Here is a 19,290-nt window from a genome sequence, read left to right as displayed (position 1 = left end):
CAATCTTTGCGGGGGAAGGGCCGTTGGCGGCCATGCTCTTTTTACCAAAGGGCTGATAAGGCGGGACGAGGTGGCCGGATCGCGGCTGGAACACTGGGGAACCCATGCTGAGAATGTGGAGCAAGGCGCGTGAACTGGCCGAAATGACCCCGCCGGAACGCAACCGCTGGGTCGATTTCCTTCGCGCGGTGTCGATCATGGCGGTGGTGGTGGGTCACTGGATGATGGCGGGCCTGTATGTCGGCGCGGACGGGCAGTTGCAGCGCGGCGATCTCCTCACCGTCGCGCCGTGGGCGCACTGGTTGACGTGGGGCTTTCAGGTGATGCCGGTGTTCTTCCTTGTCGGCGGCTATGCCAATCAGGTGAGCTGGGCAGCGACCACCGCCAAGGCTGCGCCCGATCAGCCCGGCGTCTATCGCGACTGGCTGGCAAGCCGCGTGCAGCGACTGGTGACGCCGACCTTCCCCGTGCTGCTGCTGTGGGCGGCGCTCGCGCTGGCGATGACGCAGGCGGGGCTGCCGCGCGCGCAGGTGCGCATGGCGACCGAGGCGGCGCTGATCCCGGTGTGGTTCCTTGCGGTCTATCTGCTGGTCACCGCTTTCACCCCGCTGGCGCAGCGATTGTGGACGCGGCTCGGCTGGGGCAGCTTCGCACTGTTCGTGCCGCTGGCGATGGTGACCGACTGGCTGCGGTTCGTGCATGATGTGCCGTGGATCGGTTTTGCCAATTTCCTCTGGGTGTTCATCGGCCTGCACCAGCTCGGCTTTGCGTGGCGTGCGGGCAGGTTCGGCAGACAATGGTTCGCCTGGGGCTGGTTCGCAGTGTCGCTGGCGATCCTCGTCGCGATCACGGTCTACGGCTTCTACCCCGTCTCGATGGTGTCCGCGCCCGACGGCTTTTCCAATTCGCTTCCGCCGACCCTCGCGTTGTTCGCGCTGGGGTGCATGCAGGTGGGGCTGGTGCTCGCGCTTGAACCAGCGGGGCGGCGGATGCTCGAGAGCGTGCGTGTCTGGACCGCGACCGTGCTGATGAACGGGATGATCATGACGGTGTTCCTTTGGCACCTTACCGCCTTCGTGCTGGTGATGGCGGCCGACTGGTTGCTGCTGGGCGGCTGGGGGCTGGAGCCGGTGCCGGGAACGGGGCCGTGGTGGGTGACACGGCCGCTTTGGATCGTGATCTATGTCATCGCGCTCTTGCCGCTGATCGCGATCTTTGCGCGGCATGAGCGCAGCTTTGGCCCGGTGCGCGGCGGGCGCACGGTGCCGCGCTTACGCGCGGTGCTGGGCGTGCTCGCGATCTGCGCCGGGCTGGGCGCTACGGCGGGGTTGACGATCGCCAGCCCCGAAGGCGTGTCGGGCGTGCGCTGGTGGGTGATCGCGCTGCCGCTGGTGGGGGCGGCGCTGATGGGGTTCGGCCCGGTCTATTTCCCGCGCCAGCGCCCCGATGCCAACGAGGTCGCCTAAGCGGGGTAGAGGTAATCGCGCGTGATCGGCAGCGCGTGGCGGCTGCGGACATACTGGATCTGGTAATTGCCCATCCCGCCGTTCTCGAACACGGTCGCCGCGCCCGCGAGGTAGAACATCCACATCCGGAAAAAGCGCTCGTCATACATCGCCACGATCGCCTCGCGGTTGGCGAGACAGGCGGCATACCAGGCGTGGATCGTCCGGGCATAATGCAACCGCAGCGTTTCCACGTCGGCGGCGATCAGGCGGTATTTCTCCGACGCTGCCAGCGTCTCGGACAGGGCGGGGATGTAACCGCCGGGGAAGATGTATTTGCGGGTGAAGGCATCGGTGGTGCCCGGCCCGCCGAACCGGCCGATCGTGTGGAGCAGCATCACCCCGTCATCGGCCAGCATCCGGGCGCAGGCGGCAAAGAAGGTGTCGAACTGCGCGCGGCCGACGTGTTCGAACATGCCGACCGAAACGATCCGGTCGAACCGGCGCCCGCTTGCCGCGGTGTCGCGATAGTCTTCGAGCAGGATCGTGACGCGGTCCGCCACCCCCGCATCGCGCACCCGCGTGCGGGCGAGCGCGGCCTGTTCTTCCGACAGTGTGATCCCGGTGACATGGACATTGTGTTCGCGCGCCAGATGGATCGCCATCCCGCCCCAGCCGCACCCTATATCGAGCACATCCTGCCCGGGCGACAGGTTGAGCTTGCGCGCGATATGCGCCAGTTTCGCCCCCTGCGCTTCGCCCAGCGTCGTCACGCCTTCGGGCCAGTAGGCGCAGGAATATTGCCAATGTTCGGGATCGAGCATCAGCCGGTAGAAATCGTTCCCGATATCATAGTGATGCGCGACGTTCCTCTTCGAGCCGACACGATTGTTGATCTGTTCGGCAGCGAAACTCGCCCGGCCCAGCAGGCGTTTTAGCGGGCTGGGCTTGCCGATATCGCCGCCCTTGTCCCACGGATTGTTGGCGCGCAGCAGGCTGACGAGGCCCATCACATCGCCTTCCTCGATCACCAGCCGCCCGTCGATGAAGGCCTCGGCCGCGCCCAATCGCGGGTCGAGCAGGATATCGCGCGGCACCGCGGCATCGGTGAAACGGATGACGATGTCGGGAAAGCCCTCGGCTTCGGCGCCATAGGTGGCTGCGCTGCCATCGGCATGGACGACGCCGAGGCGGCCCTGCTTTACCGCGCGCGACAAAAAGCGGTCGAGGAGAGGCTTGCTCATGGTGCTCCTTTCACGGATATTTGCCGCGCAAGGTAACGCAGGCGGCGATGATCGCAATATGGCGCAGTGCCGTTCGGGAGGAGGGACATGGCAGAGGCCAAGACAGGCATCACCGGCGCGTCGGTTGACGACTTCATCGCCAGCGTCGAGCCGGCAGGCAAGCGCAGCGAAGCACAGGTGCTCGACGCGTTGTTCAGGAAGGTGACGGGGGCGACGCCGCAGATGTGGGGGCCCTCGATCATCGGATACGGCGAATATCGCACCACCTATGACAGCGGGCGACAAGTGCACTGGATGAGGGCAGGCTTCAGCCCGAAAAAGGCGAAACATTCGCTCTATCTGATGGGCGGATACGCCGACCCCGCGACCGGCGCCGAGCGCGATGCCGCGCTGACGCGGCTTGGAAAGCACGCGATGGGGGCAAGCTGTCTTTATGTGAACAAGCTCGCCCACATCGACATGGGCGTGCTCGAGGAGATCATCGCGGCCGACTGGGCGGCGATGCAGCGGCTCTATCCCGAAGGCTAGATGCCGGCATACCACTGATACCCGGCGATATCCTCCCAGAAACCGCCGCGGCCCTGACCGATGGCGGCAAAGCTTTCGACCGCTTCGATTGCCTTGACATATTTGGCGTGCTTGTAGCCCAGCTGCCGCTCGATCCGCATGCGCAGCGGCGCGCCGTTCTTTTCGGGCAGGGCCTCGCCGTTGAGCGTGTGCGCAAGAATGGTTTGCGGGTGATAGGCATCGACCAGATCGATGCTCTCGTAATAATCGCGCCCGTAGAGCACATCGGCACAGCGAAAGACGATGAACTTCGCGCTTGGCTTCACCCTGGCCGCATCGAGCAGCGCGGCGAGCGGCACCCCCTGCCATTCGCCGATCGCGCTCCACCCTTCGACGCAGTCGTGACGGGTGATCTGGGTGCGCTGGGGCAGCGCCTTGATCTGGTTGAGGTCCAGAGACAATGGCTGCTCGACCAGTCCTGTCACCGCCAGCCGCCAATCGGGAAATCCGCTGGCAAGCTGCGACCGGTAGAACGGATCGGCGACGGTGACCGACCCATTGCCGCGAAACGTGGGGGAACGCTCGGCGCGGGTATATTCGGGCACCAGACCCTGCTTGCCCGCGAGCGCGCGGTGCAGATTGCGGTGCCCGTCCTCTGCCGCCTCGAACAGGCTGCGCGTGGCGGCGCTGTCGTTGATTTTGGTGCAGGCCCCTGCACCAAGCGCCGCGATCCCGGCGAGCAGCGAACGGCGGGGAAGGTCAACCATTGGCCGCGTCCTTGGGCTTGGGGGCGTGGGCCGGTTTTCCGGTAAACATGCTCACGATCAACCGCCAATCGGCCAGCGCCAGCACCAGATGGATGACGACAAATCCGAACAAGGCAAAGGCGGCGATGAAATGGAGCGATCGCGCGCTCTGCCTGCCGCCCAGCACGTCGAGCAGCCACGGGGCCACGGCTTGAAAGCCCGGGCTGATCGCAAGCCCGGTGAACACCATAAGCGGCAGCAGCACGCCGAACACGATGCCGTAAAGGATTTTCTGCACCGGATTATAGCCCGCGGCCTGCGCGCCATCGGCGCGGTGCGCCTTGAGCGAGGCGATCACCGCACTCACCGTCCAGTCGGAACGGCGCGTTGTCAGGTCGCGCCGGAAGTGGCCGTTTGCCAGCATCGCGATCCAGATGAACATTAATCCCACCGCGAACGGCCACGCCGCGAGCGTGTGCCAATCGCGCGCCAGCGCCAGGCTGTAATATTGCGGGATCGTCGCCCAGCCGGGAAAGCGCACGACCGAAAGCCACGCGTCCCTCGCATCGAAGCCATAGTCGCCCCAGTAAAGATAGCGGTGCGCGTTCGAAATGTTCAGCCCGCTCATGAACAGGATCACGATCGCGACAGCATTCACCCAATGCCACAACCGGGTCGAAAGCGCGTGCCTGATCATGCGTCGATCTCCCTCAAACCTGTCCGCGTGCCAACCAGATGACATCGCGCGGCTGGTCAAGCAAGTGCTGCCCGCTGTCGACGAAGATGGTCTGCCCGCTGGCCAGCGCGCCGCTCGCCAGAAACAGCGCGGTTTCGGCGATCTCGTCGGCACCGGTCTTGCGCCCCAGCAGGTTCAACCGGTGCGATATCTCGGTTTCATCCTCGCTCTGGTCATGGCTCGCGAGCACCGCACCGGGCGCTAGTCCGTAAATCCGCACATCGCCTGCACCATGCGCCTTGGCGAGCATCCCGATCGTCGCGGAAAGCGCGTGCTTGGCCATCGTGTAGCTGAAGAAATCGGGGTTGGTGTTGGCGATCTTCATGTCGGTGATCTGGATCACGCTGCGCACGCCGGCGGAACGGGAATGCGCGATGAAAGCCTGCGCGATCCTGGCGGGGGCAAGCGCATTGACCTGCATCGCCTCGCGGTATGTCGCGGGATCGAGCGCAGCGGCATCGTCGTAATCGAAGACGGCGGCCGAATTGATCAGGCAGCACCATCCGGGCAGTCGCGCAGCCAGACCGGTGACGGCGGCGACCGATGCCGCATCGTCGCACAGATCGAAACCGATCGTCTCGGCCGATGGCAGCGTTGCGGCAAGCGCGTCGGCGGGGCCTGCGCTGCTGCGGTAATGGATCACCACGTGCCATCCGGCCGCAGCGAACCGCTGGACAATCGCGGCCCCGATACGCGTCGCCCCGCCAGTCACGAGGACGGCGGGGCGAGGGGTATTCGGTGCGCTGCTGTCAGGGGAGGGGGCCATGACAGCAGCGCTAACAGTCGGAACCGCGCGCGACAATCGGGGAGAGGGGGACGTGCGCGCGATTTCCGACGTTCAAGCAATCGGCTTAGCGGCAGCGAAGCTCACCGCGGTCGATCTCGCGGCCGAGCAGACCGCCACCGATCGCGCCGAGCAAGGTGCCTGCCGAACGGTCACCGCGGGTGTCGATCGTGCGGCCGAGCAGCGCGCCGACACCGGCACCGATCACGAGGCCCGTGGTGCCATTGTCGCGGCGGCAATAGTAACGGTTGCCGTCACGCCACACCCGGTCACCGCGCGCCAGGCGACGCGGTTCGTAATAGCGGCCGCGATCATCATAGATGCGGGCCTGCTGCGCGCGCTTGCCCCATGCCTTTGCGTGACGGGGCGGGTCGGCCATGGCCGGGGTCGCAAGCGGCAGCGTCATCGCGCCGGCAGCGAGGATAAGAGCGATTTTCTTCATGGCAGTTGTCCTTTCGGTTGCCTGCTGTCTGAAGGGTAGAAGCGGAGGCGGGGGCGGCAAGTTCCAGCGATGTGCGAACTCGTCTCACCCCCGCCACGCCTTAGCGGCAGCGTGCTTCGCCGCGGTCGACTTCACGGCCCAGGAGACCGCCACCGATCGCACCGAGCAGAGTGCCGAGCGAACGGTCGCCGCGGGTATCGATGGTGCGGCCGAGCAGCGCGCCGCCGACGGCGCCTACGACCAGGCCGGTGGTGCCGTTGTCGCGGCGGCAGTAGTAGCGGCCGTCGTTACCGCGCCACACGCGGTCGTTGCGCGACAGGCGGCGTTCGGCATAGCGGCGGTCGTCGTAGCGACGGTCGTCGTAGCGATAGCCGCGGCCGTCGCGATAGCGGCGGTCATGCCAGCGGCGATCATACTCGGCGGTCTGATCGAATGTTGCGGTCGTGCTGGTGTAACCGGCAGCGATGGGGGCGGGCGCGGCCGGAAGGACGGCCGCCTGCGCGGGAAGCGCGGTGACCAGCATGGTTCCGGTGGCGGCGAGCAGGGCGAGGTTCTTCATTGTCATTGTCCTTGTGGCGGCCCCTTGCGTGGGAGCGACCCCCTTTTCGTTCAGCTAGGAAGAACGTCAGCTGAACGATGTGGTCAGGAAACAGCAGTTTTTGTTCAGCTTGGCCCCATTCGCGATGAACCGTGGCTCAGCTGCGTTTGGCTGAGGCCTTGTCGCGCAAGCGCGTTGCTAGCGCCCGCAAATCGGCGAGCCGGGCCAATTCCTCAGGCGACCCTTGCCCCGCGATCAGCGCATGGAACACCCGGGCGACGCTCCATTCCCGGTGCCCGGACGCGATCCTTTCGAGTCGGTCGCCTGCCTGCACTTCGCCCTGTTCGAGCACGCGGAAATACCAGCCGGTGCGCCCCGTCTCGACGATTCGCGCAACCATGCCCTTGCAGCCGAAGCGATGGTCGATCTTCCAGCAGGGCTGGCGCGGCTGGCTGACCTCGATCAGCGCGGTGCCCAGCCGGAACCGGTCGCCGATATGCACCGCGTCTTCGCAAAGACCCGTCACGCCAAGGTTCGAGCCGAACCCGCCGGGCTCATCCAGCGCAGGGTGATCGCCGATGATGGTGCGCCACCAGGCATGATGATCGAGCGGGTAGAGATGCACCGCCATGTCCGGTCCGCCATGCACGCGGCGGTCCGCCTGTTCATCGGGGGCAAGGCCATCGGTCAGCACCTGGACCATCCCGTCGCGCGGCCGTTTGGCGATCGCGCTGGTTTCTGCCCCGTTGAAGGGGCGCGCGGTGCCGGTGCAGACCGCCTCGATCGTCCAGCTGTCCATGGCCTGCCCCCTTCGCGCCCGAAGCGCGGTTAGTCCTGAAGAGCCGCCGCGGCCGCTTCGGCCGCCTCGCGGTCGCGCTGGGCGCGGGACTTCTTTTCGGCTGCGGTCTTCAATTGCCCGCAGGCGGCATCGATGTCGCGGCCCCGAGGCGTGCGGACCGGAGCGGAGAACCCGCCTTCGAACACGATCTCCGAAAAGCGCCGCACGCGTTCGGGCAGCGATGTTTCATAGCCTGCGCCGGGCCACGGGTTGAACGGGATCAGGTTGACCTTGGCGGGCAGATTATACTGGCGCAGCAGGCGGACGAGTTCGCGCGCGTCATCGTCGCTGTCGTTCTTGTCCTTGATCATCACATATTCGAAGGTGATCCGCCGCGCGTTGGAGGCGCCGGGATAATCCGCGCAGGCCTGCAACAGCTCTTCGATGCTGTATTTCTTGTTCAAGGGCACCAACTCGTCGCGCACTTCCTTGCGCACGCCGTGCAGGGACACGGCGAGGTTGACGCCGATCTCCTCGCCGCAGCGCTCCATCATCGGGATGACGCCAGAGGTCGAGAGCGTGATGCGGCGCTTGGACAGGGCAAGCCCGTCTCCGTCCATCACCAGCTTCAAGGCATCGCGCACGTGATCGAAATTATAGAGCGGCTCGCCCATGCCCATCATCACGATGTTGGTGAGCAGGCGGCCATCGGCGGTGTAGTGGCCCGCCTCGTCATCCTCGTCGATTGCGTCGGCATCGGACACCATCGTCCCGCGCGGCCATTCGCCCAGCGCATCGCGGGCGAGCATCACCTGGCCGACGATCTCGCCCGGCGTAAGGTTGCGGACGAGCTTCATCGTGCCGGTGTGGCAGAACGAGCAGGTGAGGGTGCAGCCCACCTGGCTGGAGACGCACAGCGTGCCGCGGGTTTCATCGGGGATGAAGACCATCTCGAAATCGTGGCCATCGGCGGTGCGCAGCAGCCACTTGCGGGTGCCGTCGACCGAATGCTGCGCCTCGACCACATCGGGCCGGCCGATCACGAAGCGTTCCGCGAGCCACGGGCGCATCGGCTTGGCGATGTCGGTCATGTGTTCGAAATCGGTGACGCCGCGGTGATAGAGCCAGTGGAACACCTGCTTGGCGCGCAGCTTGGCCTGGCGGTCGTCGAGACCGGCTTCGGCAAAGAGTTCACGGATGCGCGGGCGCGGCAGACCGATCAGGTCGACGCGGCCATCGGCGCGCGGCGTGATGTCGCGCGAGGCGGGAACCGGGTCGACGAGGCCCGGGATGGACATGAGTGCGGTATCTGACATGAGGCCCGCGCATATAGGGCACAAAGCGCGGTTTGGCCAGTCAGCGCGATTTGGCGCAGGCAACGGTTGCCGCATCGATCGCGGTCGCCGCGCCCGCCAGCGTGTAGCGATCGGTAAATCCGCCCGCCGATACGCTCATCCGGCTGGCCGAGCGGATCGCGGCGATGATCGCGGCATCGCCCTGCGCGTCCCTTGCCCAGGCATTGCGGCCCTTGGCGACCAGTTCGAACCGCTTGCCGCCGACCGCCATGCGCACCGGGCCGGTGCCTGTCACTTCGCGCGAGAGCACCAGATGCACCGTACCGCGCAGGCCCCGTGCCGGCCAGTTGGCAATCGTCGCATAGGCGCCCCGCTCGCCGTTTTCGCCTGACGCCTTGGCGATCGCATAACACCGCAGGGGCGAGGCATCCCTGAACGCGCCCCAGCCGTCATAGACGCCAAGGCTGTCGCGCGCTGCCAAGGGTGACGCGGCCAGCGCAAGGATGATGGCAAGGACAACCCGGTTAGTCATAGGCGATCCTCATCACCTCCCATTCGCGCGTGCCGGTGGGCAGCGTGACCACCCGGACATCGCCGACAGCCGCACCGCGCAGCGCACGCGCGAGCGGGGCGTTCCAGCCGATCCGGCCCGCGGCGGCATCCTGTTCGTCATCGCCCACCAATTGCACGGTCTGGCGGTTGTCGTCCTCGTCCGCGATCTCGACCCGCGCGCCGAAGAACACGCGCCCGTGGTCGACCTGCGCGCGCGGATCGACCACCCGCAGCGCCTTCATCCGCCGCGCCAGATGCGCCAGTTCGCGGTCGATCTCGCGCATCTTCTTGCGGCCATAGAGATAGTCGCCGTTTTCGCTGCGGTCGCCATTGCCCGCTGCCCAGCTGACGATCTCGACGATCGCCGGCCGGTCGGTGCCGAGCAACTGGTCATACCGCGCCTTCAGCGCCGCCATCCCCTGCGGCGTGATCGGAGGCCCCCCCGGTTTCATCGCAGCCGCCCTCAGCGCAAAAAGCTGTCGACCGGGCGCGGCCGGCCCGCAAGCTCGGGATACATGTGCGCGTAGGTCACCGCGTTGCCGATCACGCGCATCACGTAATAGCGCGTCTCGAAGTTCGAGGGGATCTTCTCGATCCACGTGACCCAGTCGACCGCGCCGGTGCGCGGATCGCCGTTGAGGCGCAGCCACTGGTTCACGCGGCCCGGCCCGGCATTGTAGGCGGCGATGGCGAGCGGATAGGAGCCGCCGTAATAGCTCATCATCCGTGCGAAATACCCGTCGCCCAGCTGGATGTTGTATTGCGGCGAGCGGGTGATGTCGGCGGAAAGATATTGCATCCCCATCTTGCCCGCCTGTTCGCGTGCGGTGCCGGGCATCAGCTGCATGATCCCGCGCGCGCCGGCATGACTTTCGCGGTTGCGGTCGAACTCGCTCTCCTGCCGTCCGATCGCGTGGACCATCACCCAGTCGTTGACCACCGGCGGGGTGGCAACCGTGGGAAAGCCGATCCGCTCAAGCCCCGTGACCCCGGTTTCGCCCATCTTCAGGCCGAGCACGACGGCAAGTTCGTCCATCTGCAATTCGCGGGCGAGCTGGCCCGCCATCTGCAAGGTGGCGGGCGTGTTCGCCTCGTCGCCCAGGGCTTCGAAGAACCGGCGCTCGGTGCGCCAGTCGCGGCGGTTGTTCGCCAGCGCGCGGATCGCCTTCACCACGGGCCGCGCTTCGAACTCGGCGCGCGCGCGGGCATCGACCTCGCCTTGCGGCAGGGGCGCGAACGCGGGCATCGGACGGTTCAGCGCCGACAGCGCCAACTGGCCGTAGTAATAATCGGGCGAACGCGCGGCGAGCTCGAAATATTGCGCTGCGCCCGCCTGATTGCCGGCCTGGCGCGCCGCGCGGCCTGCCCAGTAATAGCCCTTGGTCTTGGTCAGCGGGGTCTTGGCTGCCTCGGCATAGCGCGCGAACAGCGGGGCTGCGGTGTTACCATCGCCCAGATCCCACATCGCGCGCGTGCCGCCCAGCCACATCAGATCGGTCAGCCGGTCGCGCAGCGTGAAGCTGGCATCCGACAGCGTGGCGCCGCGATCGAACAGGTCATCGGTGCGTGCGGCGATATTGGCCGCCTCGCGCGCGCTGACGCTGCCGGCGACGCCCAGCAACTGGCCCACGAAGCCTTCGGGATCGAGCGCGGGGCGGGAAAAGCCCGGGCGATTGGTGAAAACGCGGGCGGCTTCGGCGTTCTGGCCGCTGCCGCGCAGGAACTTCACTAGGTTGAAGACATAGCCCGGATCGGCGTCCGCACCGGCAGGAACGATCACCCCCGCCATTTCGGGCCTGGTGCCGCGCACCAGCGCCATGCGTGCCAGCGCCATCGTGCGCGCCTGTTCGGAGAGGTAGGGCAGCTGGCGCGCGGCGGCATCGGCCTTGCCCTGCCACAGCAGCGCATCGACCCGCGCGGCGTAATCGTCAGGCAGGAACTGGCCGGGGAAAAGCTGCGCGAGATAAAGCTCGGCGCTGTCGGCCATCTGCCCGCCGCGCCATGCCCGCCGCGCTTCGGCCAGCGCTTCGGGCCGCTGCAGCGCGGCAAGCGCCAGCGCATAACGCGCGCGGCCCGGATTGGTCAGCGGCGGATTGGCATCGAAATAGCGGACCACATCGGAGGCCTGCGGCGCCTCGTTCTCCAGCGCCGCTTCGGCGCGCAGGCGCAAAGTCTCGACGCGCGGGAAGGTGGGATAGGCAAGCACGAAGCCGGCATAATCGGCGAACATCGCCGTGCGGCTGGCCTGCAGCACCTCCCACCGCGCGACCGCAGCGTCGATTGCGGCAGGCTGGCGCGCGACAAGATCGTTGCTGCCGTTCCAACCCTGCGCCGCAAGGGGAAGAGGCAGGGCCACGCCAGCCGCAAGGCCGGCGATGACAGCACATATCCGGGGGGAATTTACAAGTTTACGGACCATGCTGGACATTGTGCCAATCGGCTCCTTATTGAGCGCTGAACGATTTCAGGGGAAAGCGGATAAGCCGCTGATCTGGCGATACCTAGCGATGAAGGCAGGACAAAGGCAATGTTCAGCGGTTCCATTCCGGCTCTTGTGACTCCTTTTCGCGGCGGGGCGTTCGACGAGCCCGCCTTCCGCCGGCTGGTCGACTGGCAGATCGAAAACGGCAGCGCCGCGCTGGTCGCCTGCGGCACCACGGGCGAGGCGTCGACCTTGTCCAATGCTGAACATCACCGCGTGATCGAAGTGTGCATCGAACAGGCCGCGGGCCGCGTTCCGGTGATCGCGGGCTGCGGGTCGAACGACACGCGCAACGCCCAATTGCACATGAACTTTGCCAAGAAATCGGGCGCGGCGGCAGGGCTTTGCGTGGCGCCCTATTACAATCGCCCCAGCCAGCGCGGGCTGATCGCGCATTTCAGCTATCTGGCGGAAAACTGCGACCTGCCGATCGTGCTTTACAATGTGCCCGCGCGCACGGTGACCGATATCCTCGACGACACTGTGGTCGAACTGGTGACCAAATATCCCGACCGGATCGTCGCGATCAAGGATGCCAGCGGCGATCTTAGCCGGGTGGCGGATCACCGCATGGGGATCGGCCGCGATTTCTGCCAGCTTTCGGGCAATGACGAATTGTGGCTGCCGCATGCTGCGGCCGGCGGGCGGGGCTGCATTTCGGTGACCGCCAATGTCGCGCCAAAGCTGTGCGCAGAATTTCATGCGGCGATCGCGGCGAACGAACTGAAGCTGGCGCGCGAATTGAACGACCGCCTGTTCCCGCTGCATTATGCGATGTTCTCCGATGCATCGCCTGCGCCGGTGAAATACGCGCTCTCCCGCGTTCACGACTGGCTCCAGCCCGAAGTGCGCCTGCCGCTGGTCGAATGTTCCGACGAGGCAAAGCGCGCGGTGGACGAGGCGCTGGTGAGCGCAGGGGTGCTGGCGGGGTAGGGCGGCAAGCAGGGCGCTTTCCTACGCGCCGCGCGCGCGTCACAGTGCCCGGACGATGTCCGCCCGCTACATCTTCTTTGCTGCCAGACCCTACGCAGCAGAGCTGTGTCCGGGGGTGGTTTTTCGCTTTCAGGACAGTGTCTCAAGTGTCCCATCGTTCAGGCTTGCAGGCGCAAGGCTGAACTCAGACCACCTCGTCTTCATCGAGCATGCCTTGCGCGCTGCCCTGCGGCTCGCTTGCGAGGATCGCGTCGGTGATCGAATCGATCAGTGCGCCGATGCGTTCGGGATGGTCGATCGCGGCGATGTGGAACAGGGCGTCGCCCTGATGCACCACGGGCAGCGTCGCATGGCCGATGATGATGCCGTCGACCGGGCTGACCATCGCGCTTGGCGCATCGCCGAACAGTCCGGTGACCTGCGCCAGCACATCGCCCTTGCGCACCGGATCGCCCGAGGTGCGCACCGCATGCATCACGCCGCCGCGCGGGGACCGCACCCACACCGAACGGTTCGCGCGCGCGGGCACGCCGACCGCGCTCAACCCGTCATCGGCTTCGATCATGCCGAGATGCGCGAGCACGCGCAGCACGCCTTCGACGCCGGTCTCGATCGACAGCCGGTCGAACCGCAGCGCCTCGCCCGCTTCGAGCAACAGCATGTCGACGCCCTTCTGCCGCGCAAGATCGCGCAGGGAGCCATCGCGCAAGGGGCTTTCGATGATCACCGGCGCGCCGAACGCCATCGCCAGTTCGACCAGCCGCCGGTCGCCCGCCGCGATCCGGATCTGGGGCAGGTTGTAGCGGTGGATCGCAGCCGAATGGATGTCGATGCCAAGGCTGCACCGCGCCACCACCTCGCGGTAGAAGACATGTGCCAGCTGCCCGGCCAGCGATCCGCCCGCGCTGCCCGGAAAGCTGCGGTTGAGATCGCGCCGGTCGGGCAGGTAGCGGTTGTGCGAGATGAAGCCGAAGATATTGGCAACCGGCACCAGCAGCACCGTGCCCGCCAGCGTGGCCGGATCGAGCATCTGCGCCAAGCGCTGGATCACCGCGGTGCCGGTGATCTCGTCCCCGTGGATCGCCGCGCTGACGAAGATCGCCGGGCCCGCCTTCGCGCCATTAAGCACCCGCACCGCCAGAGAGGAGGACGTGCCCGTTGCCATCGTCGTGATCGGGAATGCCACATCGCACGCGGTGCCGGGCGCAACGCTTTGCCCGGCGATGATGAACGGCTCGGCTGGCGCCATGGCCATTGTGCTCCCCTCGTGATTTATCGCCGCAGCCTAGGCGGCGCGCGGCAAAATCGCAAAGGGCCTCGCTTTTTTGCCCGCGCGCTCCTACATCGCGCGTCCCATGGCACGCCCCAAACCCGTCACCTTCGACAAGCTCAAGATCGTCGCCGAAAACCGCCGTGCGCGGTTCGACTATTATATCGAGGACACCTTCGAGGCGGGCCTTGCCTTGCAGGGCACCGAGGTCAAGGCGCTGAGAGCGGGCGAGGCGAGCATCGCCGAAAGCTATGCCGAGGTGAAGGACGGGCAGGTCTGGCTGATCAATGCCAACATTCCCGAATACAGCCACGGCAACCGCCTGAACCACGAACCGCGCCGCCCGCGCAAATTGCTGCTGCACGAGCGCGAAATCGAGAAATTCGTCGGCGCGGTCGAGCGCAAGGGCATGACGCTGGTGCCGCTGATGGTCTATTTCAACCGCACCGGCCGCGCCAAGGTCGAACTGGCGCTCGCCAAGGGCAAGCAGAACCACGACAAGCGGGCGAGCACCAAGGAGCGCGACTGGAAGCGCGACAAGGCCCGCCTGATGCGCGAACGCGGATAGCGGCCGCATAAATCGCACGGGGTCGCGATTCACCACCTAGTCAGCACTGCTGCGCTACCCATATGGGCAACACCATGCCGAGCATCCTCTCCTCACGCGACGATATCGCCGCATCGCGCATCGCGGTTCTGTCCGCATGAGCATCGATCCATCGCGCAAGGCCGGTCTGGGGCCGCGGTCCAAAACCTGGGCGATGGATGTGATCCGCAAGAATACGCCGACGCGCGAAGAGATGGCGCAGAACAAGTATCTGGCCCCGATCGCGCACCGGTTCCTGTCGCCCGAATTGTGGCGCTTTACCCGCCGCTCGGTGCCGCGCGGGGTCGCGCTGGGGCTGTTTGCAGGCTTCATCGTGCCGATCGGGCAGATTTTCCTTGCCGCGTTCCTCGCGCTGCCGACGCGCGCCAATGTGCCGCTGGCGGCGCTGGTCACCTTCGTCACCAATCCCTTTACCCTGCCGTTCTGGATGGTGGTCGCCAATCGGATCGGCGAATTCTTCCTGCGCTTCGAAGCCGCGCAGGCCGGGGTCGCCGCGGCGGCATCGGACAATGGCACCTGGGCCTATCTGACGATGGCCTACCAGATCGGCGCGTCGACCTTGCTGGGCTGCCTCGTGCTGGCGGTGGTGTCGCCGATTCTCGGCTATTTCGTCTCGAGCTGGGTGTGGCGCGCCGTGGTGTCCCGAAAGCGCGCCAGACGGTTGAAGGCGATGGAAGCGCGGCTCGACCAGCGGCTTGGCGCGCAGTAAGACGGCCCCGCCGGGCGGTGCAATCGCGCATCCGCCCGACCAGAGGAGTCGCCCCGTCTTGTCCCGCCCCGCCGGCAACCCATTGCCCAGCCTGATCGCATCCGAAGACGTCCGTTCGCTCGCCGCGTTGCCACCGGCCCAATTGTTGTTGGCCTTGGGCGGCGGCTTGCTGGTTAGCGCCTTCGTGCTGTTCATCGCCACCGGCAGCTGGCTGGTCGCATTGACCTTCATCGCGGCCACCGGGCTGCTGCTCGGCGCGGTGGTGATGCTCGACCGCATGCGCGCGCCGGTGGGGGCCGATGCGCCTGCCGCGCCCGACTGGAGCGTGACCGTCGCCGCGATCGAGCGCGCGGGCGAGGCGATCGCGATCACCGACCGCGCCAACCGGATGGTCTGCGCCAATCTGTTCTTCCTCGACAGCTTCGGTGCGAATGCCGCGCCGCCCGCGCTGCCGATGGCACGCCCCCAGCTTGAAGCGGTGACGCTGCTGGCGCGCAATGCCTGGCGCGATGGCCACGCTTCGCTCGACGAGATCGAGGCAACCGATGAAACCCGCTGGCATATCAGCGCGACCCGTGCAGGGCGCGGCGAGGATCATCTGATCTGGCGGCTGAAGCCGATCGCGCGCGCGCGCGGCGCGGAACTGGGCGCGCTCGATCTGGCAGGGCCGTTCGGCAAGATGCTCAGCCGCGCCGGGATCGAAACCGCGATCACCACCGCCGACGGCGTGGTGCGCGCGGTCAGCGCGGGCTTTGCCGAACGCGCGGCAGGCGATGAACGCGCCAGTCTGGTGGGGCAGGATTTCGTCAGCTTCCTGCGTTCGGACGACCGCGACCGCATTTTCTTCGCGCGCGAAGGGCGGGGCGGCACGCCGCAGACGCTGGTCGACATCCCGCTGGTCGACCCTGACGACCGCGCCGCGCCCGCCGGGCCCGACGAGGCGACCTCGCTGATGCTGCTGATCGACAGCGGCGTAGGGATCGGTTCGGGCTTCGATGGCGCGGCGCAGGCCGGCGTGGCGCAGCTCGACGCGCTGCTCGCGCAATTGCCGCTGGGCCTTGCGATGACCGACCGCGACGGGCGGTTCCTGTTTGCCAATGACGCCTTCATGCGCAGCGTCGACCGCGAAGGACGCGGGCTGCCCGCCTTCCCGACCGATCTGGTGGTGCGCGAGGACAAGGCAGTCTTGTCCGATGCGGTGCGCCGTCACGGGCGCGGGCCTTCCACCAGCGGCGATGTCGCGGTGCGGCTGACCAATTCGCCCGAAGAACCCGTCAGCTTGGGGCTTGCCGGGGTGCGCGGGCTGGGCGAGGCGGCGGTGCTGCTCAGCCTTGCCGACACGTCCCAAGAAAACCAGCTGCGCCGTCAGGTGGCGCAGGCGACCAAGATGCAGGCGGTCGGCCAGCTCGCCGGCGGGGTCGCGCATGATTTCAACAATGTGCTGACCGCAATCATCGGCACCTGCGATCTGATGCTGCTGCGTCATATTCCGGGTGACAGCGATTATGACGACATCCAGCAGATCCGCGCCAACTCCAACCGCGCGGCCTCGCTCACCCGCCAGCTGCTCGCCTTCTCGCGCCAGCAGACGCTGCGGCCCGAGGTGATCCAGTTGCCCGATGTGGTCAGCGAGGTCAGCCCGCTGATCAAGCGGCTGCTGGGCGAGAAGATCACCTTTTACGTCCAGCACGACCGCAACCTTGGCCCGGTGCGCGCCGATCCGCAGCAATTGGAGCAGGTTGTCATGAACCTTGCGGTCAATGCGCGCGATGCCATCCAGGGCAACGGCGGGCCTGCGCGCGGCAATGGCACGGGGCGGATTTCGCTGTTCACCCGCGCGTTGCAGGCCAAGCAGGTGGTGCAGCTGGGATCAGAAGTTCTGCCCGCGGCCGACTACACCGTGCTGATCGTGCAGGACACCGGCGGCGGCATTCCGCCGCAGATCCTGCCCAAACTGTTCGAACCCTTCTTCACCACCAAGGAGCAGGGCAAGGGCACCGGGCTCGGGCTGTCGACCGCTTACGGGATCGTCAAGCAGTCGGGCGGGTTCATCTTTGCCGACAATATCACCGACAAGGCAGGCCATCCGACCGGCGCGCGCTTCACGGTCTATTTCCCGGTCCACCGCGGCGAGGTGGCGCGCAAGCGCCCGGTGCAGGAACTCGTATCCTCCGACTGGTCGGCGGGCGGCAAGGTGCTGCTGGTCGAAGACGAGGACATGGTCCGCACCGTCGCCGAACGCGCTCTGACCCGCGCGGGCTACGAAGTCACGCCTTGCGCCAACGGCGAAGAAGGTCTTGCCGCGATCACCGAAGGCACGGCCGCGTTCGATATCGTGGTAAGCGACGTGGTGATGCCCGGGATGGACGGCCCGGCGATGGTCCGCGCGATTCGCGCGCGTCATCCCAACCTGCCCGTGCTGTTCATGTCGGGCTATGCCGAGGAGCAGCTGCGCCGCGATATCGACATTCCCGACATGCACTTCATCGCCAAGCCGTTCAGCGTCGCCTCGATCGGGGACAAGGTCGGCGCGGTGCTGCGCGAGGCGAAGGCGGGCGCCGGGGCCTGATCGCTCCCGGGCCTGCGCAGATATTTGCGCAGTTTTTCAACCCCCTTTGCAGGCATTCACCTTGGCGAAAGCTGCCGGAGCGTTCATTCTGGCAGACGATACGAGGGACACATGGGACAAGGGGGACGGGCATGAATATCCGGGCAATCACCGCAGGCTGCGGCATGTCGATCGGAATCGCGCTGGCTTCGGGCGCGCTGGCTTCGGCGGCGGCGGCGCAAGCGGTCCCCGATCCCGATGCGACCGCGCAGGGCGACGTGTCACTGACGATCTACAATAACAACCTCGCGCTGGTGCAGGATGTGCGCAATCTTGCGATCGCACAGGGCAATATCCGGATCGAGCTGCCCGATGTCTCGGCGCAGATCCGGCCCGAAACGCTTAGCTTCGCCGCTGCCGGGACCACGATCGTCGAGCAGAACTTCGACTATGATCTCCTCACCCCTGCAAAACTGATGGAGAAGGCGGTCGGCCAGACCGTCACCCTGCTGCGCACCAACCCGGCCACCGGCACCGAAACGCGCGAGCGCGCCAAGGTGCTGTCGGTCGCGGGCGGCACCGTGATCCAGATCGGCGAGAGGATTGAGGTGCTGCGCGATGACGGCCTGCCGGTCCGCGTGATCTTCGACCGCGTCCCGCCGGGTCTGCGCGCGCGCCCGACGCTGTCGGTCAGTCTCGATTCGGCGCGCGGTGGCACCCGCCCGGTATCCCTGCGCTATCTCACCGGCGGGCTTGGCTGGAGCGCGGATTACGTCGCGCTTTATAACGAGGGCGCGGGCACGATCGACATGCAGGGGTGGGTCACGCTGACCAACAACACCGGGACCACCTTCCACAAGGCCGACACCGTGCTGGTCGCGGGCAATCCTAGTGGCGGCGGCAATGGCTATGGCTACAACCAGCGCGGGGTGGTGCGCCCCGGCACCCAGGCCGCCGCGCGCGAACGGCTGGGTGATTTCTACCTCTATCCCATCAGCGGGCGCACCACCGTCGCCAACGACCAGACCAAGCAGGTCAGCTTTCTCGATGTGCAGGCCGTGCCCGCGCGCAAGATCTACGCTGCGACCGCCGGCTTCCAGCAGAACGACGAAGAGGCGCGCAACGTCCAGTCGCGGATCGCCTTTTCCTCGTCGCGCGATCAGGGGCTGGGCGACGCATTGCCCGCGGGCACCGTACGCTTCTACCAGCGCGACCGCGAAAATACCCCGCAGTTCATCGGCGAAAACGCGATCGGTCACACCCCGATGGGCAGCGAATTGTCGCTGGTGACAGGCGATGCCTTCGACATCACGATCAAGGCCGAAGTCGAAAAGCGCGAGACGATCACCAGCGCGGAATGGGAAAAGAGCGCGCGTTACCGCGTCACCGATGGCGCGCGCACCCGCACGATCACGCTCGAACGGCCAAAGACCTTCTACCGCACGACGATGCGCTACACCCTCACCAACGCCAAATCTGCGCCGGTCGAAGTCGAATTGCTCCAGACCGGCCTCGATCGCGGCTGGTGGGCGGACGATTTCCGCATCACGTCCGAAGACTTGCCGGGTGAACAGATCAACGCCGATCAGCGCCGTTACAAGGTGCCCGTTCCGGCCGAGGGCGAACGGGTAATCCGCGTCACCTACGAAACGCGTTACTGAAGGGCGCAGGAGC

General features: G+C 66.5%; 19 protein-coding genes. 7 read left to right on the top strand and 12 right to left on the bottom strand.

Going from position 1 to position 19,290, the window contains the following annotated elements; all coding sequences use genetic code 11:
• The first annotated feature begins 104 nt into the window (after positions 1-104).
• Positions 105-1,466 carry an acyltransferase family protein gene (locus A9D12_RS13645; protein ID WP_082925568.1) on the top strand — a complete coding sequence of 454 codons (1,362 nt, stop codon included), beginning with the start codon at positions 105-107 and terminating at the stop codon, positions 1,464-1,466.
• On the opposite strand, the gene A9D12_RS13640 is transcribed toward A9D12_RS13645, so the two are convergent.
• A complete protein-coding gene (locus tag A9D12_RS13640; RefSeq protein WP_068352793.1) occupies positions 1,463-2,689 on the bottom strand; it encodes an SAM-dependent methyltransferase in 1,227 nt (408 codons plus the stop codon). The genes A9D12_RS13645 and A9D12_RS13640 overlap by 4 nt on opposite strands.
• A gap of 87 nt (positions 2,690-2,776) precedes the next feature.
• Here A9D12_RS13640 and A9D12_RS13635 point away from each other — a divergent pair, with 87 nt between their 5' ends.
• Complete coding sequence (locus A9D12_RS13635; protein WP_068352790.1) at positions 2,777-3,217, top strand: DUF1801 domain-containing protein; 441 nt, start codon at positions 2,777-2,779, stop codon at positions 3,215-3,217.
• Here the strand turns inward: A9D12_RS13635 and A9D12_RS13630 are convergent.
• From A9D12_RS13630 to A9D12_RS13585, 10 genes are all read right to left on the bottom strand, one after another.
• On the bottom strand, positions 3,214-3,963 hold the full coding sequence (locus tag A9D12_RS13630) for a molybdopterin-dependent oxidoreductase (protein ID WP_068352787.1): 750 nt from the start codon (positions 3,961-3,963) through the stop codon (positions 3,214-3,216). The two genes, A9D12_RS13635 and A9D12_RS13630, sit on opposite strands and share 4 nt — an antisense overlap.
• Entirely contained in the window at positions 3,956-4,639 is a 684-nt protein-coding gene (locus tag A9D12_RS13625; RefSeq protein ID WP_068352784.1) for a cytochrome b/b6 domain-containing protein, read from the bottom strand. Before A9D12_RS13625 ends, A9D12_RS13630 begins: the two co-directional genes overlap by 8 nt.
• A gap of 13 nt (positions 4,640-4,652) precedes the next feature.
• Positions 4,653-5,444, bottom strand: a complete 792-nt coding sequence (locus A9D12_RS13620) for an SDR family oxidoreductase (RefSeq protein WP_068352782.1) — start codon at positions 5,442-5,444, stop codon at positions 4,653-4,655.
• An 85-nt stretch (positions 5,445-5,529) separates the two neighbouring features.
• Positions 5,530-5,904 carry a glycine zipper 2TM domain-containing protein gene (locus A9D12_RS13615; RefSeq protein WP_068352778.1) on the bottom strand — a complete coding sequence of 125 codons (375 nt, stop codon included), beginning with the start codon at positions 5,902-5,904 and terminating at the stop codon, positions 5,530-5,532.
• Positions 5,905-6,004: 100 nt separating this feature from the next.
• Positions 6,005-6,463, bottom strand: a complete 459-nt coding sequence (locus A9D12_RS13610) for a glycine zipper 2TM domain-containing protein (RefSeq protein ID WP_068352772.1) — start codon at positions 6,461-6,463, stop codon at positions 6,005-6,007.
• A gap of 136 nt (positions 6,464-6,599) precedes the next feature.
• Positions 6,600-7,241 (bottom strand): MOSC domain-containing protein, encoded by a 642-nt coding sequence (locus A9D12_RS13605; protein WP_068352769.1) that lies wholly within the window; start codon positions 7,239-7,241, stop codon positions 6,600-6,602.
• Positions 7,242-7,270: 29 nt separating this feature from the next.
• Positions 7,271-8,536, bottom strand: coding sequence for a dual-specificity RNA methyltransferase RlmN (gene rlmN / locus A9D12_RS13600; protein WP_068352763.1), 1,266 nt, complete (start codon positions 8,534-8,536; stop codon positions 7,271-7,273).
• A gap of 40 nt (positions 8,537-8,576) precedes the next feature.
• Positions 8,577-9,047, bottom strand: coding sequence for a hypothetical protein (locus A9D12_RS13595; RefSeq protein ID WP_068352761.1), 471 nt, complete (start codon positions 9,045-9,047; stop codon positions 8,577-8,579).
• A complete protein-coding gene (gene greB / locus A9D12_RS13590; RefSeq protein WP_068352758.1) occupies positions 9,040-9,519 on the bottom strand; it encodes a transcription elongation factor GreB in 480 nt (159 codons plus the stop codon). The genes A9D12_RS13595 and greB overlap by 8 nt, the downstream gene beginning before the upstream one ends.
• An 11-nt stretch (positions 9,520-9,530) precedes the next feature.
• On the bottom strand, positions 9,531-11,423 hold the full coding sequence (locus tag A9D12_RS13585) for a lytic transglycosylase domain-containing protein (protein ID WP_231889639.1): 1,893 nt from the start codon (positions 11,421-11,423) through the stop codon (positions 9,531-9,533).
• Between the two features lie 171 nt (positions 11,424-11,594).
• Between A9D12_RS13585 and dapA the strand changes: the two genes are divergently transcribed.
• Positions 11,595-12,482: a 4-hydroxy-tetrahydrodipicolinate synthase gene (gene dapA / locus A9D12_RS13580; RefSeq protein WP_068352755.1), complete on the top strand. Its 888-nt coding sequence runs from the start codon at positions 11,595-11,597 to the stop codon at positions 12,480-12,482.
• Positions 12,483-12,666: 184 nt separating this feature from the next.
• Here the strand turns inward: dapA and A9D12_RS13575 are convergent, their stop codons facing one another.
• On the bottom strand, positions 12,667-13,737 hold the full coding sequence (locus A9D12_RS13575) for a succinylglutamate desuccinylase/aspartoacylase family protein (protein WP_231889638.1): 1,071 nt from the start codon (positions 13,735-13,737) through the stop codon (positions 12,667-12,669).
• A 100-nt stretch (positions 13,738-13,837) separates the two neighbouring features.
• Between A9D12_RS13575 and smpB the strand changes: the two genes are divergently transcribed.
• The 4 genes from smpB (at position 13,838) to A9D12_RS13555 (ending at position 19,277) form a co-directional block, all read left to right on the top strand.
• On the top strand, positions 13,838-14,320 hold the full coding sequence (smpB, locus tag A9D12_RS13570) for an SsrA-binding protein SmpB (protein WP_068352747.1): 483 nt from the start codon (positions 13,838-13,840) through the stop codon (positions 14,318-14,320).
• Between the two features lie 193 nt (positions 14,321-14,513).
• Positions 14,514-15,068, top strand: a complete 555-nt coding sequence (locus tag A9D12_RS13565; RefSeq protein ID WP_068354560.1) for a DUF2062 domain-containing protein — start codon at positions 14,514-14,516, stop codon at positions 15,066-15,068.
• Positions 15,069-15,195: 127 nt separating this feature from the next.
• Entirely contained in the window at positions 15,196-17,637 is a 2,442-nt protein-coding gene (locus tag A9D12_RS13560; protein ID WP_068354557.1) for a PAS domain-containing sensor histidine kinase, read from the top strand.
• A 131-nt stretch (positions 17,638-17,768) separates the two neighbouring features.
• Positions 17,769-19,277, top strand: coding sequence for a DUF4139 domain-containing protein (locus tag A9D12_RS13555; RefSeq protein ID WP_068352744.1), 1,509 nt, complete (start codon positions 17,769-17,771; stop codon positions 19,275-19,277).
• Positions 19,278-19,290: the final 13 nt, after the last annotated feature.

Origin of the sequence: Erythrobacter neustonensis (genome assembly GCF_001663175.1) — a bacterium.
Taxonomy (GTDB): Bacteria; Pseudomonadota; Alphaproteobacteria; order Sphingomonadales; family Sphingomonadaceae; genus Erythrobacter; species Erythrobacter neustonensis.
This window is presented reverse-complemented; position numbering and strand designations above follow the sequence as displayed.